General features: G+C 62.0%; 13 protein-coding genes. 9 read left to right on the top strand and 4 right to left on the bottom strand.

The window, feature by feature from the left end; translation table 11 throughout:
* The first annotated feature begins 119 nt into the window (after positions 1-119).
* Both DZK26_RS00585 and DZK26_RS00580 read left to right on the top strand, forming a co-directional pair.
* Positions 120-377 carry an acyl-CoA-binding protein gene (locus DZK26_RS00585; RefSeq protein WP_116896995.1) on the top strand — a complete coding sequence of 86 codons (258 nt, stop codon included), beginning with the start codon at positions 120-122 and terminating at the stop codon, positions 375-377.
* Between the two features lie 25 nt (positions 378-402).
* The gene (locus tag DZK26_RS00580; RefSeq protein WP_116896996.1) at positions 403-1,029 is read left to right on the top strand and encodes a TetR/AcrR family transcriptional regulator; all 627 of its coding nucleotides are present in this window, start codon (positions 403-405) and stop codon (positions 1,027-1,029) included.
* A 303-nt stretch (positions 1,030-1,332) separates the two neighbouring features.
* On the opposite strand, the gene DZK26_RS00575 is transcribed toward DZK26_RS00580, so the two are convergent.
* A complete protein-coding gene (locus tag DZK26_RS00575) occupies positions 1,333-1,950 on the bottom strand; it encodes a phasin family protein (protein ID WP_116896997.1) in 618 nt (205 codons plus the stop codon).
* 88 nt (positions 1,951-2,038) lie between these two features.
* Here DZK26_RS00575 and DZK26_RS00570 point away from each other — a divergent pair, with 88 nt between their 5' ends.
* Positions 2,039-2,815, top strand: a complete 777-nt coding sequence (locus tag DZK26_RS00570) for a hypothetical protein (protein WP_116896998.1) — start codon at positions 2,039-2,041, stop codon at positions 2,813-2,815.
* Between the two features lie 213 nt (positions 2,816-3,028).
* Here DZK26_RS00570 and DZK26_RS00565 read toward each other — a convergent pair whose 3' ends face one another.
* The 3 genes from DZK26_RS00565 to DZK26_RS00555 form a co-directional block, all read right to left on the bottom strand.
* Positions 3,029-4,504 (bottom strand): wax ester/triacylglycerol synthase family O-acyltransferase, encoded by a 1,476-nt coding sequence (locus DZK26_RS00565; protein ID WP_220336978.1) that lies wholly within the window; start codon positions 4,502-4,504, stop codon positions 3,029-3,031.
* Positions 4,505-4,609: 105 nt separating this feature from the next.
* Positions 4,610-5,062 carry a hypothetical protein gene (locus tag DZK26_RS00560; protein ID WP_116896999.1) on the bottom strand — a complete coding sequence of 151 codons (453 nt, stop codon included), beginning with the start codon at positions 5,060-5,062 and terminating at the stop codon, positions 4,610-4,612.
* 136 nt (positions 5,063-5,198) lie between these two features.
* Entirely contained in the window at positions 5,199-8,048 is a 2,850-nt protein-coding gene (locus tag DZK26_RS00555) for a penicillin acylase family protein (RefSeq protein WP_116897000.1), read from the bottom strand.
* Positions 8,049-8,276: 228 nt separating this feature from the next.
* Between DZK26_RS00555 and pdhA the strand changes: the two genes are divergently transcribed.
* From pdhA to DZK26_RS00525, 6 genes are all read left to right on the top strand, one after another.
* Positions 8,277-9,377 (top strand): pyruvate dehydrogenase (acetyl-transferring) E1 component subunit alpha, encoded by a 1,101-nt coding sequence (pdhA, locus tag DZK26_RS00550; protein ID WP_116897001.1) that lies wholly within the window; start codon positions 8,277-8,279, stop codon positions 9,375-9,377.
* On the top strand, positions 9,377-10,357 hold the full coding sequence (locus DZK26_RS00545; protein WP_116897002.1) for an alpha-ketoacid dehydrogenase subunit beta: 981 nt from the start codon (positions 9,377-9,379) through the stop codon (positions 10,355-10,357). Before pdhA ends, DZK26_RS00545 begins: the two co-directional genes overlap by 1 nt.
* The gene (locus DZK26_RS14465; protein ID WP_116897003.1) at positions 10,354-11,742 is read left to right on the top strand and encodes a dihydrolipoamide acetyltransferase family protein; all 1,389 of its coding nucleotides are present in this window, start codon (positions 10,354-10,356) and stop codon (positions 11,740-11,742) included. Before DZK26_RS00545 ends, DZK26_RS14465 begins: the two co-directional genes overlap by 4 nt.
* A 124-nt stretch (positions 11,743-11,866) precedes the next feature.
* Positions 11,867-12,316, top strand: coding sequence for a RimK/LysX family protein (locus DZK26_RS00535; protein WP_220336980.1), 450 nt, complete (start codon positions 11,867-11,869; stop codon positions 12,314-12,316).
* A 32-nt stretch (positions 12,317-12,348) separates the two neighbouring features.
* A complete protein-coding gene (gene rimK, locus DZK26_RS00530) occupies positions 12,349-13,254 on the top strand; it encodes a 30S ribosomal protein S6--L-glutamate ligase (protein WP_116897004.1) in 906 nt (301 codons plus the stop codon).
* A gap of 145 nt (positions 13,255-13,399) precedes the next feature.
* Positions 13,400-13,945, top strand: a complete 546-nt coding sequence (locus tag DZK26_RS00525) for an Hsp20/alpha crystallin family protein (protein WP_147306584.1) — start codon at positions 13,400-13,402, stop codon at positions 13,943-13,945.
* Positions 13,946-13,981 lie beyond the last annotated feature (36 nt).

Below are 13,981 nucleotides of genomic sequence, written 5' to 3'. Positions count from 1 at the left end.
AAAGATACCGACTCAATTCCCATTCCGCCACCATCCAGCGCCGGAATCGAAGCGTTGACCCGTTTCGGGCGGCATGCTAGAAAGACCGATACTGGCGACCATAAAGGGAAAACGACTCGATGAGCGACCTGGAGACACGCTTCAAGCAGGCAGCCGACGATGCCCAGAATCTTGACCAGCGTCCGGACAACGACACACTGCTCAAACTCTACGCGCTGTACAAACAGGGTTCGAAAGGAGACGTCTCCGGGGAAAAGCCGGGGTTTTTCGACTTCGTCGGCGTGGCCAAGTACGAAGCCTGGGAGAAACTGCAGGGCATGGATGCCGACGAGGCGAAGCAGAAATACATCGACCTGGTCGAGTCCCTGAAAAGCTGAGTCTGCCTTCCCGGCCGCGACAGGAATGAGCCGGAACACGCGTGAACGCATTCAGGGCGTCGCCCTGACCCTGTTCAATGAACTGGGTGAGCCGCACGTTCCCACCAACCGGATTGCCGATGAACTCGAAATCAGCCCCGGCAATCTGCATTATCACTTCCGCACCAAGGGTGACCTGATCCAGGCGCTGTTCGAATCCTTCGAACACCGCATGCTGGATCTGCTGGCCACACCCGATTCACGCAATGTCCACGTCGAGGATATCTGGTTTTTCCTGCACCTGGTATTCGAAACCATCGGCGAGTATCGCTTCATCTACCGTGACCTGACCGACCTTTGCGGACGCTTCCGCAACCTGCAGCAACGTTTCCAGGCCATCATCAAATTGTCGATGCAGACAGCCCGCCACCTGAGTGAAGGCCTGGCCGATCAGGGGCAACTCGAGGCGAGCCCCGAAGAGTTGGACGCACTTGTCCGCAACATCGTGCTGGTCTCGACCTTCTGGCTGTCCTTCGACCAGGTCGCCGAGCGCAACGCAGAGCCGCAACCGGATCGTGCTGCTTGGCAGGTGATGAGCCTGATTGGTCCGTATTTGGTCGGGGAGGCGCGGGAGGAGTTGTCGGAGCTGGCCAGGGCGTATCGCCGGGAATAGAAAAAAAGAAAATAGTGAATAGAAAATAGAGGGTGACCCTGTCGGCCACTGCGGCGTTGCTGCGGCCGCGATCCACCTTTCCTTTTTTCTATTTTCTATTTTCTAACCCCATTTTCTTTTTTCTAGAAGGCGAATCTCCAGCATCTCGCTCAAAGCCTTAACCAGGCGCATCCCAGCCCGCACGGCCATCAGCCAGACAAAAAAAGACCCGGACAGGGTCCGGGTCGAAGGAGCAGCGGTTCCGGGCCGAGGGAGGGAGCCCGGGCTGCTTCGGGGTAGTCTGGAGAAGTCGACTACTGCACCTCAGGAAGCGCTCTTGCTCTCGGCAGGCTTGCTGGCGGCCTTCTTGCTGGCCGTCTTCTTGCTGCCTCCGCCGGCAGACTTCTTCTGCTGCTGGGAAAGTGTGCGAACCTCCTTGTTCAACTCGGCGACACGATTGCTGAGCTGGGTGATTTCGTCGGAGGTCGGTACACCCAGGCGAGACAGGGCACGAGCGACGCGCTGCTCGAATACCTTCTCAAGCTTGTCCCAGTTGCTCTGGGCCGATTCGCGCACCTTGCCGACTCGGTTTTCGACGTCGTCGCGCACACCGCTGACGGTGTCAGTGGCCGCCTTGCGGCCCCGGCCTTCGAGCTTGCTGCCTTCCTTGACCAGGCGTTCGAACATCTTGTTGCTTTCACCCACAACTCGGCTGCTGGTTTGCTCGACGGTCTTGCGACTTTGATCGAACAGCTTCTCACCTTCCTGCTGCGCCATTGCGAAAGCGCCCAAGCCGGCCAACCAGATCTCGTGGGCGTAGTCCTGAACCTGTGAAGTGGCAGTCTTGCGCGCGGCGGTCTTGCGGGTTGCCGTCTTGCGCGTTGCAGTCTTCTTGGCCACCTTCTTCTTGGCGACCTTCTTCTTGGCAGTCTTCTTAGCCATGTCTCTGCTCCTTTCTCCGCCGCTTGGCGGATGTCACGTGGATTTCAGTTGTAAGATAGGCCGAATTTCTAGAGCAGGCACACTAATCATGGATACCGCCAGCTGGGCCGCCTTCCCGCATGCCAACAAGACGCTTCAGTACCCCGGTGACAAGCTTGTCCAGGCCTGGGATGAGCTCCATCGCGGCGACGCTGAACCGCTCCCGGAAGATTCCGCCATCCTCGAGGCTTGGCGCCGATTTCACGCTGGCGACTTTGCCCAAGCGGTGGACCTGGCGGACAGCACCGGCCTCGAGGCGCATGCCGTGGCCAACAAGGCAAGCGGTATCTACGCCGACTACCTTGAAGAAGACGAGGACACCCAGGTGGCCATCTATCAGGAGGGTATCCGGCGCGCCGAGGCGGCGATTCGAAAGTGGGATGACGACGCCAACGCTCACTACTTTCACGCCTTCCTGCTCGGCCGCTACAGCCAGAGCATTTCGATCGGCCGGGCCCTGACGCAGGGTATCGGCGGCAAGGTACGCGATTCGCTCGAGAATGCCCTGTCGCTGGCTCCCGACCACGCCGAAGCCCATACCGCACTCGGGCTCTATCACGCAGAGATCATAGGCAAGGTCGGCAGGATGGTCGGCAAGCTCACATACGGCGCCACTACCGAAAAGGCGCTCGAACATTTCGAGCAGGCCCTGAAACTGACTCCCGAGGCGCCGATCGCACACATCGAGTACGGCAACGGTCTGCACCTGCTGTTCGGTGACGACCGCCTGGACGACTCCAACGCCGCTTATGAGAAGGCCGCAACCATCAAGCCCATCGATGCCATGCAGAAGCTGGATGTGGAGTTTGCGAAGGCGAGCGTGTGAGGGGGCGCCGACTCAATCATTGGGGCGCCCATTGATCAGCTGACCTAATCACGCAGTGGTGACCAGAAAATAGAAAAAAGTAAATAGAAAAAAGTGAAAAGAAGTACTCCACGAGGCCTGATCGAGGACCGCCTCTATTTTCTATTTACTATTTTCTTGCCACTACTGGCACGGCACCTACGGACAGCCGAGCCCCCTGCTTCGGCAAGCCACTTAAATCCCCTCCCCATCGATCCACTCATGCACCATCTCGGCCATCTCCGGGTGGGGCGGCTCTTCCTGCGGGCCCAGCAGCATGGCCAGGTGCAGCAGGTTTTCGAATTCACGGCCGAAGTTGACCACGACATTGTGCGGGTCGGGCACCAGCTTGTTGTCGGTAATCAACCCCGAGAACACCTTGCCGTTGTAGCTGATGATGCTGATGCCCATGCCCACCGATCCGTTTTGCGGAACCCAGACCATCATTTCGCGAATTCTGGCGCCGGCCATGTAAAGCGGTGCCTGCGGACCGGGCACATTGGTCAGGACGGAAGAGGCCTTGCGACTGAATAAGTCGAGCGCGGGTTTCTGCAAGGACGCCGGGCCCATACCGAGCGCGGCTAGAAGACCCAGGGACATCATTGCCTGCCTGGAATTCTTGAGTTCATGCATGAGGTCGGCCACGCGGTAGACTCGGGCCAACGGATTGTCCTCTGCGACCGGCAGCTCGAGGAACACCAGGCCGAAATGGTTGCCGAGCTCGCGAGCATGCTCCAGTGGTCGCAGGTTCACCGGGACCGTGGCACGCATGGTGACCTCCGACGGGTCGTCGCCACATTCGACCATGTAGCGATGCAGCGCCCCGCTCATCACCGCAATGAGCACATCGTTGACGGTGCAGCCCAGCGCCTTGCCGACGGCCTTGACCTCCTCGAGATCGATTGGCTCGGCCCAGGCGACGTTCTTGCGCACGCCGAGCTCCCCCTTGAAACGTGACGGCGGATCGTCCGGCAGCAGCAACACATTGATCAGTTCGGCGCTCAGGTCAGTGGCGATCCCGGCGTAATCGCCCGCCAGATGGGGCTCGCGAAACACCTGCGCGACCTCCTCCAGCATCTTGTAGCTTAAATGGCTCACTGCGTCGATTCCCTCCCGCGCCGGAGCCATCAGCCGTCGGAATATGTTCGATTCCGCCGCCCGCCGCTTCTTCCAGCGCTCGGGGCTGATTTGCCGCAGCGACTTGTCGGGATCGGACTCGGTCAGTGACAGCAGCACCTCCACCAGCGCGATGCCGTCTGCATAACAGTGGTGAATGCGGCTGATGACCGCCGGACCGCCCGCGTAGTTCTCGACCAGGTGGAACTGCCAAAGCGGCTTCGTCTTGTCCAGGGGGGTCGAGGCAAGCTGGGAGACCAGCTCCTCGAGCTCCACCTTGCCGGCGTCGCCGGGAAGCGCGGTGCGCACGATGTGGGCGCTGGGCTCGAAAAGCTCGTCGGTTTCCCACCAGCAACCTCGAGCGGATTCCACAGCCTTCTGGCGAAATCGGCGAAAAGCCAGAAAACGGTTGACCAGTACATCGCGAAACGCCTCGAAGTCGACCGGCTCATCGAGCATGATCACACCGGTGATCATCATCAGATTCGTCGGCTGCTCCATCCGCAGCCAGGCGATATCGACCTTGGAAATGGGTTCCCGCTGCACTCCCGTCACGTGCTCATGTCCCTGCTGTTGTCGTGGCTCGATTCTTCCACGCCCACCACCCCGGGTCAATTTGATCCCCTTTCACCAACAAGCGCACTTCACACTTGAAATGGGTCAATGCACCTGTCTCTGGCCGACCTGCTGGGCCGCGTTGCCTGCCAGATCGTAAGGCAGTTTGATCTGGTCGAGCCCGAATTGCTTGAAAATCGGCTGGAGCTGGTGGTGAATGAGGGGGTAGAGCTGCCTGGTCAGGGTGCCGTGATTTTCCTTGAACGTCTCGAACCCGACCGGCTCACCCCGAAACTGTTCGTAGACCACTTGCAGGACCAACTCGATCGTGAACAGTGGCTGGTCGGGGTTGTCCGATTCCCTGTTTCCCCGGCATTTCAGGCGGGCAGTCACCTGATACTGGGGCAGCTCACCCTCGTAAGGCATCTCCAGCGGCGTGAGCTTGAGTTCCACCTTGGCGCTGAACGGCTCGTCAGGCGACACGATTTCCCGCAGGTCCGCATTGAGGCGCGTTACCTGGGTGTGCGCAAGGGAAAAATGGTCTAGCAGGTTGATCATGAAACATCCACAGGGGCGGAACAAGTACAGAAGATGGCCTTGATCTCGATGCGTTTCAAGATTCAGGCCCCAGACCGGAAAGGAAAGCGCCCGCACGGTGGCGGGCGCTTTCGACTCCGTCAACGCCGTCAAAAGTTCATGGCGTGAAGGTCGTGCTATCCACGGCGCTCGACTGACCACCGCTTTCGCCGAAGCTCAGCGGCAGGTAGTCGTTGACGAGCCACAGACGCAACTGGTTGGTGTAGAAGGGACTCACCAGTACACCGCTGCGACCACCGGGCAGAACCTCCGATACGTTTGGCGTGCCGGGCGTCATCTCGGCAACCGTGCGACGCGCCGGGCCGGATCCAAACATGAAATCGTTGACCCCATCGGCCCGAACGCTGTGCGAGGCGGCATCGACCGTCTGGTAGCCACCCGCTCGTGCCACGCCGGGCAGGCCCTCACCCACGTCGCTCAGGCCGCCGCCGTTGGGTACGTTGAACGGATCGCTGCCCAGGGGATGACTGAAGACGATGCGGTGCAGCTTGCCCCAGCGATAGTCGCTCTGGTCGGTAGAGTTGGCGAACGCCGGTGCGAACTCGTCGCTGGCCAGCAGCTCGAGCGACTGCGCCAGACTGGCGAGCAGAATCGTGTCTCGCGCCGAGGCCATGTCCGGGGCTTCCTCGACATTGAAAAACGGCACGCCTGAAGCGCCAAAGCCGCCATTTTCATCAAAGTTGGCCAGCAGGTTATGGAATGCGCGCAGGGCGTCGCTCGAACCCGGTCGATGGTCGCCAAGCTGCAGGGCCTCGAGCGTGGCATCGATCGTGTTACCGATCACCTGGCCGCGCCAGACCGAGTAGATGGTGGCCGCCACGCTGTTGGCAACTTCCTCGGCCGAAGGCTCACCACTACCGGCCGGGCTGCCGGGATCCCAGCCTGCGGCCAGGCCCGTAGGCGTGGAGAAATCCCATTCGGCCAGACGACCGATGGCTTCCTGCACACCCGGATCGAGGGCGAACTGCGCCAGTCCGGGCCAGGCATCCTCCCCGGTGGCGTTTTCGAAGGCCTCGAGAATATGGGGCACCAGCAGTTCGGCATCGAACATCTGGTTGTTGGCCTGCAGGGCCTTCATCTGATCAACGCTGACCGGACCGGCGGCGATCATGTCCTGCAGTTCCCGATCGATGCGCGCCATGCGCAGTCCCGAGTAGGACGGGTTGAGGTAATAGATGCCGTTGCCGTCCGGACGCAGTTGGTTGAGCGGGTTGTTATCCAGCGTGGTACCCACCGGATCGTTGTTGGCGTTGGCGATGTAGCCCCAGGGCGGATTGACCACGTGCGGCATTTCCGACTTCGGCAGCGAGGCGAACGGCGCTGCCCGCGGCGAGTCTTCGTTGGCGGGCAACCAGTCGTGGCCGAGGGCGCCCGAGCCGTCGCGAAGCAGGAATGGCGGAACGCCGCCGCCGACGTTGTTGTTTTGCAGGTCTTCGCGCAGTGGCACCGCGCCGGTGGTGAAATAGGCGATGTTGCCCTCGACGTCGGCGTAGGCGACGTTCTGTGAGCCGAAGGTCCAGTTGTCGATGGCCGCCCGGAATTCCTCCATATTGCTGGCACGCTCGAACCCGCGCAAGGTGCTCAGTTCGAACGTCGCGCCCCAGCCGGCGTACTGCACCGAAATCGCGGAACTGGCATCGGGCTGAGCGACGATGGGGCCATTGTTACGACGCGGCACAAGGAAGGTGATGCCACCGGCATCGTAGCCGACGTTGGCCCGATTGACGTTGTCCATTTCGCCGTCGCCGACGCCGTTGACGAAATAGCTCTGGAAAGCATAGAGCACAGACTCTTCGCCGTCTTCGTGAACGGTGTGCGTGGGCAGGCCGTAGCTGTTGGTCAGGATGTCTTCCTGGAAGTAGTCGGTGACGTCGATATTGTGATTGGTCAGCCCCCAGCAGATGTTGAGGTTGCAGCCCAGCAGCGTGAGCGGCGTTCCGGGCGGGTTCACACCGCTGACGACCCGTTCTTCGTCACGGATGACAATATTCTCGTTGATCATCAGCGCCGGCATGTCCAGGCCCAGGTGGGGATCGTTGGCCATGACCGGGAAACCGCTTTCGGTGTGTTCGCCCGAAACGACCCACCAGTTCGAACCGGCACGGTTCTCGGCCCGGCCGACGGTCGTGCCCAGCAGCGGGATGTTGCGGACACGCTCCATGTAGCTGCTCAGGCTGTCGACGACTGCATCGTCGAGCTGCGGTACGTTCTGCCAGCCACCTGATGCAGAAGATTCGCCGCCTTCCGACTGCAGGCTCGGCTCTTTCGAGCCGGGGACCTGAACGATGCCGGCGGACTCGAAGAAATTCGGAATACTGAGGCGATCATCCATGGGCGCGCTGCGCGAGAGATCCTCGGAAAACAGCGCCATGCCGTCGAAACCGGCTGCGTCGCCGACCCCCTGGTAGTTGGCCAGTCGGATGGTGCGATCGACCACGCCGGAGTCGAACGACAGCTGGAATGCCAGCAGCTTGCCGATAATGAGCGAATCCACCGGCGACCAGCGTTCGACCTGGGTCAATTCCAGGGCGCCGTATTCCGGCGGCAGCTGATCGGCCGCGGCCAGGAAGGCGTTGACGCCGTCGGAATACGCCTTGACCCAGGCCTTCTCGTCGGCGTTCATGTGCTGCCAGGTTTCGAGCGCTCCGCGCCGCAGTCCCAGCGTACGCAGTTCGATGTCGCTGCTCAGCGCGCCTTCGCCCAGCAACTCGGCCAGGGTACCGGACGCGACCCGCCGCAGGTAATCCATCTGGAAGAGTCGATCGCGCGCGTGCAGGAAGCCGCGCACGTAGTTGACGTCGTGCTCGGTGTCGCCGACGATCGTCGGTATGCCGTTGGCATCGGTATGAACCGTCACCGGCGCGGAAAGGGCCGGCATCGGCACCGACTGCGCATTGAGGCCGGCAGCCAGCGCCAGTCCGCCGACGAGTGTGATCAGTTTTTTCATCCTCGAGTACCCCTGATTGTTGTGTTAAAGCAAAAGTGATTATGGCATAAACGCCCCGATAGCCTCCGAATTGGCGGCATTTGCCACTTTTCCCGTCCTGAAGCCGCCCAGGCGCGAAGGTGACAGGGTGTTTCCTCCCGCCGGTTCGAAGCGCTTATAATACGCCCCCGTTTCGGAGTGGCCGGCCGGCGCTCCGGGATCCGGAAAATCACAAAGAGAGGATTCGTCATGGCGCAGACCGCCGCCGCCTTCAAGGTGGATTATTTCCAGTTTCTCAAGCCCGACGGCAAGCTGGTCGAGGACCAGCAGGTGCCGGCGCTGGCGAAGGACTTCGATAGGCTGACCGAGCTCTACAAGCTGATGGTGCTCACGCGCAGCTTCGACAAGAAGGCCGTTGCCCTGCAGCGTACCGGCAAACTCGGCACGTATGCGTCAAGCCTGGGGCACGAAGCCGCCCACGTGTCCATCGGCGCGGCCATGAAGGAAGAGGACTGTTTCGCTCCCATGTACCGCGAGTACGGCGCACAGTTCTATCGCGGCGTGAAAATGTCGGAGGTTCTCCTCTACTGGGGTGGCGACGAACGCGGCAGCGATTTCAGCGGACCCGAACACGATTTCGCCTGGTGCGTACCCATCGCCACGCAGTGCCTGCACGCTGCCGGTGCTGCCATGGCCTTCAAGCTCAAGAAGGAAGAGCGCGTGGCCGTGACCGTCGTCGGCGACGGCGGCTCCTCCAAGGGTGACTTTCTCGAGGCCATCAACGCCGGCAGCGCCTGGAAGCTGCCGCTGGTGCTGGTCATCGTCAACAATCAGTGGGCCATCTCGGTGCCGCGCAAGAAGCAGAATACCGCCGCGACGCTGGCGCAGAAGGGCATTGCCGGCGGCCTGCCCAGCATCCAGGTCGACGGCAACGACCTGATCGCGTGCCTGTGGGCCATGGACAAGGCGATCAACGCCGCGCGCCGGGGAAAGGGTGCTTTCGTCATCGAGATGCTCACCTACCGCCTAAGCGACCACACCACGGCCGACGATGCCCGTCGCTACCGTCCCAGCGACGAAGTCGACGAAGCCTGGGACAAGGAACCGCTGTCACGCCTCAAGACCTACCTGGTCGAACAGGGTGCCTGGAACGAAGAGCAGGAAGAGGAATTGCTGGGTGAGTGCAAGCAATGGGTGCAGCAGGCAGCGGACGAGTACCTCGAGATGATCGAGAACGATCCGCAGCCCGTGACGGCCATGTTCGATTACATGTTCAAGGAGTTGCCGCACGACCTGATCGAACAGCGCAGCTACGCGCAGGACTACGCCGAGGACGGAGGGCAGCACTGATGGCAGCGATTACCCTGATTGACGGGATCACCATGGCGCTCGCGCGGGCCATGGAAGAAGACCCGGCCGTGGTCATGTTTGGCGAGGACGTCGGCGTCAACGGCGGCGTCTTCCGGGCCACCGCCGGCCTGTACGACAAGTTCGGCGAGGAACGCGTCATCGATACTCCTCTGGCCGAAGTGATGATTGCCGGGATGAGCGTCGGCATGGCCGCCCAGCACATGAAACCGGTTGCCGAGGCCCAGTTCTGCGGCTTTACCATGCCGATGATCGACCACATCATGTGCCACGCCGGCCGCCTGCGCAATCGAACCCGTGGCCGGATGAGTTGCCCGATGGTGCTGCGTTTTCCTTCCGGCGGCGGCATTCACGCACCGGAACATCATTCCGAAAGTCCCGAAGCACTGTTCGCCCACATGCCGGGGGTTCGGGTCGTGATCCCCTCCTCCCCGTCGCGCGCCTACGGGCTGATGCTGGCGGCCATCCGCGATCCCGATCCGGTCATCGTCATGGAACCCAAGCGCATCTACCGCTGGCAGAAGGAAGAAGTGGCCGACGACGGTGAAGAACTGCCGATGGACGTCTGCTACACCCTCCGCGACGGCAACGACATCACCCTGGTCACCTGGGGTTCGATGGTCAAGGAGACCCAGGAGGCCGCCGATCAGCTCGAAGAGCAGGGACTGAGCGTCGAGGTCATCGACGTGGCCACGGTCAGCCCGCTCGACATGGAGACCATCATCGAGTCGGTGGAGCGCACGGGTCGTTGCGTGATCGTGCAGGAAGCGCCGAAACACTGCGGCGTGGCCAGCGAAATCGCGGCCGGCCTGGCAGACGCCGGCATCTGGCACCTGCACGCGCCGGTCAAGCGCGTTTGCGGCTACGATGTGGTCATGCCGCTGTATCGAAATGAAATGAAGTACATGCCCAGCGCCCGTCGCATCGTCGACGCGGCCAAAGAGATTCTGGAGGTTTCATGAGCGTTTTCAATCTGCCCGATCTCGGCGAGGGTCTGCCCGATGCCGAAATCGTCGAATGGCTGGTTTCCGAGGGTGACGAGGTCGAAGTGGACCAACCCCTCGTTTCGATGGAAACGGCCAAGGCCGTGGTGGAAGTCCCGAGCCCGTTCGACGGCAAGGTGGTCAAGTTCTACGGCGGCCCCGGCGACGTGATCAAGACCGGCGCCCCGCTGGCCGAGTTCGAGGTCGAGGGCGATGCCGGCACCGAAGCCTCCACGCAGGACGAACCGCCGGCCACCGAGGCGGCGGCCGAATCGGAACAGCCGGACGAAGCTGCGGGCGAGGCCTCAAGCGAAGCATCGCCGCAGGAAAGCTCCGAGTCCGATACCACTGGCTCCGAAACCGGCGACTCCGAAACCACCGGGAGTGAAGAACGCGAGGATTCAGGCACGGTCGTCGGCAAGATGCAGGCCGGTGGCGAAGTGCTGCAGGAACGCACTTCGACCGTCGGGGGCGTCAAGGTCACTCCGGCCGTCCGCGCCCTCGCACGCAAGCACAAGGTCGATCTCGGCCAGGTCACGCCTACCGGCGCCGACGGCGTAGTCACGGCCGCGGACGTTCGAAAGGCAGCCGAAGAGGGTACGGCTCCGTCGAAACCGCGCCAGGCGCAGTCGGCAGGTCGCCCCGAGCCGGATTTTCCGACCGACGCCGAACGCGCGCAAAAGCCGGCCGAGTCCGGCCGACCCAGCCAGCCGGCCGCATCGGCCAGCGGCGAATGGGAACCGCTGCGCGGCACCCGCCGAACCATGGCGCGCACGATGAGCGAAGCGCACAAGCGCGTCGTACCCACCACCCTGATGGACGACGCCGACATCCACGCATGGCGTGCGGGCGAGGACGTCACTTTCCGCCTGCTGCGCGCGCTCGCCGCCGGCGCGAAGGCCGAGCCGGGACTCAACGCCTGGTTCGACGACGAACAGAACATGCGCATGGTGCACAAGGGCATGGACGTCGGCATGGCGGTCGACACCGCCGACGGCCTGTTCGTGGCCCGGCTCAAGGGCGTGCACAACGGCTCGCACGAGGACATCCGCGGCGAGATCAACCGCCTGAAGGAAAACGTCAACAACCGCAGCATCCCGCCCGAAGACCTCAAGGACTACACGATCATGCTGTCCAACTTCGGGGTGTTCGCCGGGCGCTATGCCACGCCGATCATCAATCCGCCCTGCGTGTCCATCGTCGCCGCGGGCGTGCTGCGCCACGACGTGGTCCCGGTTCTCGGCGGCATGGAAGTACACCGCATGATCCCGCTGTCGCTGACTTTCGATCACCGCGCCTGCACCGGCGGCGAAGCGGCGCGCTTCCTCAGGGCCATGATCGCCGACCTCTCGAAGGCAGAATAAAGGCCGAAAAACATGCAACCACGGAAATCACTGAAAACACGGAATGTCATCAGCAGATCCTTTTTGACCTCCGTGATTTCAGTGTCTTCCGTGGTTCATTGTTTTCCGGAACCGGCATAAGAGGATGAAATCGCAGATCCAGCCCAACATGATTATCGGCGCCTGCGAGTGGGTCGCCCTGCCCGACCTGGGAATCAGTCAGCTGCGGGCGCGGGTCGATACCGGCGCCAAGACGTGCGCGATGCATGCCAGCGACATCGAGCAGGTCGAACGCGATGGCGTCACGCTGGCCATCTTCCACATTCCCATCGGCCGCCACGAGACCGTCCGCTGGCAGCGCTGCGAAGCCGAAGTACGCCGGATTCGACGGGTCCGCAACACCTCCGGTGAGCCGGAAGAACGCCTGACGATACGAACTCCACTGGTGATCGGGCATTCGCGCTGGGACGTCGACATCACCCTGACCAACCGTGAGAAAATGCGCTATCGTATGCTGCTGGGACGCACCGCCATGGAAAACCATGCGCTGGTCTACCCGGCACGCACGTTCCTGCAGGGCAAACCGCGCCTGTAAGCTTCATTCGAACACTCAGGGATTCGCCGACCATGCGCATCGCCATTCTCTCCCGTAGCCGCCGCATCTACTCCACTCGCCGCCTGGTCGAAGCCGCAAAGGACCGCGGTCACGAAGTCCAGGTGGTCGACACCCTGCGCTGCTACATGAACATTGCCTCGCACCGGCCGACGATCCATTTCCGCGGCGACCCGATCGCTCCGTTCGACGCCGTCATTCCGCGAATCGGTTCGTCCGTTACCTTTTACGGCACGGCGGTCCTGCGCCAGTTCGAAATGATGGGTACATTCCCGCTCAACGAGTCGGTGGCGGTCACGCGCTCGCGCGACAAGCTGCGTTCCCTGCAGTTGCTCGCCCGCAAGGGCATCGGCCTGCCGGTGACCGGCTTCGCCTACGCCACCAAGGACATCAGTGATTTGATCCAGATGGTCGGCGGCGCTCCACTGGTGGTCAAGCTGCTCGAAGGCACCCAGGGTATCGGCGTGGTGCTGTGCGAGACGAAAAAGGCCGCCGAGAGCGTCCTCGAGGCCTTCATGGGCCTGAATGTCTCGATCATGGTGCAGGAATACATCAAGGAAGCCGGCGGCGCCGACATCCGTTGCTTCATCGTCGGCGGCAAGGTGGTCGCCGCCATCAAGCGTCAGGCCCAGCCGGGCGAGTTCCGCTCGAACCTGCACCGGGGCGGCTCGGCCAGCCTGATCAAGATCACGCCCGAAGAGCGCTCCACGGCCGTGCGCGCGGCCAAGATCATGGGCCTCAATGTTGCCGGCGTGGACCTGCTCCGTTCCAACCACGGACCGCTGGTCATGGAAGTCAACTCCTCGCCCGGCCTGGAAGGCATCGAGACGGCAACCGGCAAGGATGTCGCCGGCCTGATCATCAGCTTCATGGAAAAGAACGCCCAAAAGAACAAGACGCGCACCCGCGGAAAGGGTTGATCCAGAGGAATTCTTGCGGCCAGGCGGGTCTTGAAAACCGCCGCGTCATCCCTATTATGCGTAATGCGGGCACGGGTGTGCCCGCCGACGAAAGTCGTTGTTGTTCGTTTTGCTTTCGGTCAATTTGGCTGAGGAGGTGATTCGTATGGCAATGACCCACCTGACGACCCCCACTCGCTGGTTCCGTCGTTCCGGCGCTGAACCGGTCAGCCGCATGCAAAGCGGCTCGATGACGCGGGACAACGATCCCCTCGCCCGCATGCACGAACAGATGAACCAGTTGTTCGACAACTTCTTCGGCGATGCCGGCTGGTCGATGGACCGTCCACTGGTCGACGGTTCCAATGCGCTGATGCAGCCCCAGCTCGACATTTTCGAAACCGACAAGGAATATCGGCTGTCGGTCGAACTGCCGGGCGTGGAGCGCGATGACATCGACCTGAGTATAGATGACGACGCGCTGGTCATCCGGGCACGCAAGGAGCGTCGCAGCGAAGACGTCGATGAAGACCGGTACCATCGCGTCGAACGCAGCTACGGCCGTTTCGAACGCATGCTCACGCTGCCCATGGACGCGGACACCGAAAAGATCGGTGCTGAACTCAAAAACGGCGTGCTCGAGGTAACGATCCCGCGCCGCGACGACATCGAGACGACCAGCGGCCGGCGAATCGACATCAAGGGCGGCTGATTCGCCCGATTACAGCCGGAAGAAGAAGATTTCGGG

The sequence above is a fragment of the Wenzhouxiangella sp. 15190 genome (genome assembly GCF_003417465.1).
Lineage (GTDB): Bacteria > Pseudomonadota > Gammaproteobacteria > Xanthomonadales > Wenzhouxiangellaceae > Wenzhouxiangella.
Note: the sequence above shows the minus strand (reverse complement) of the source record. Positions and strands in the feature narration are given on the sequence as shown.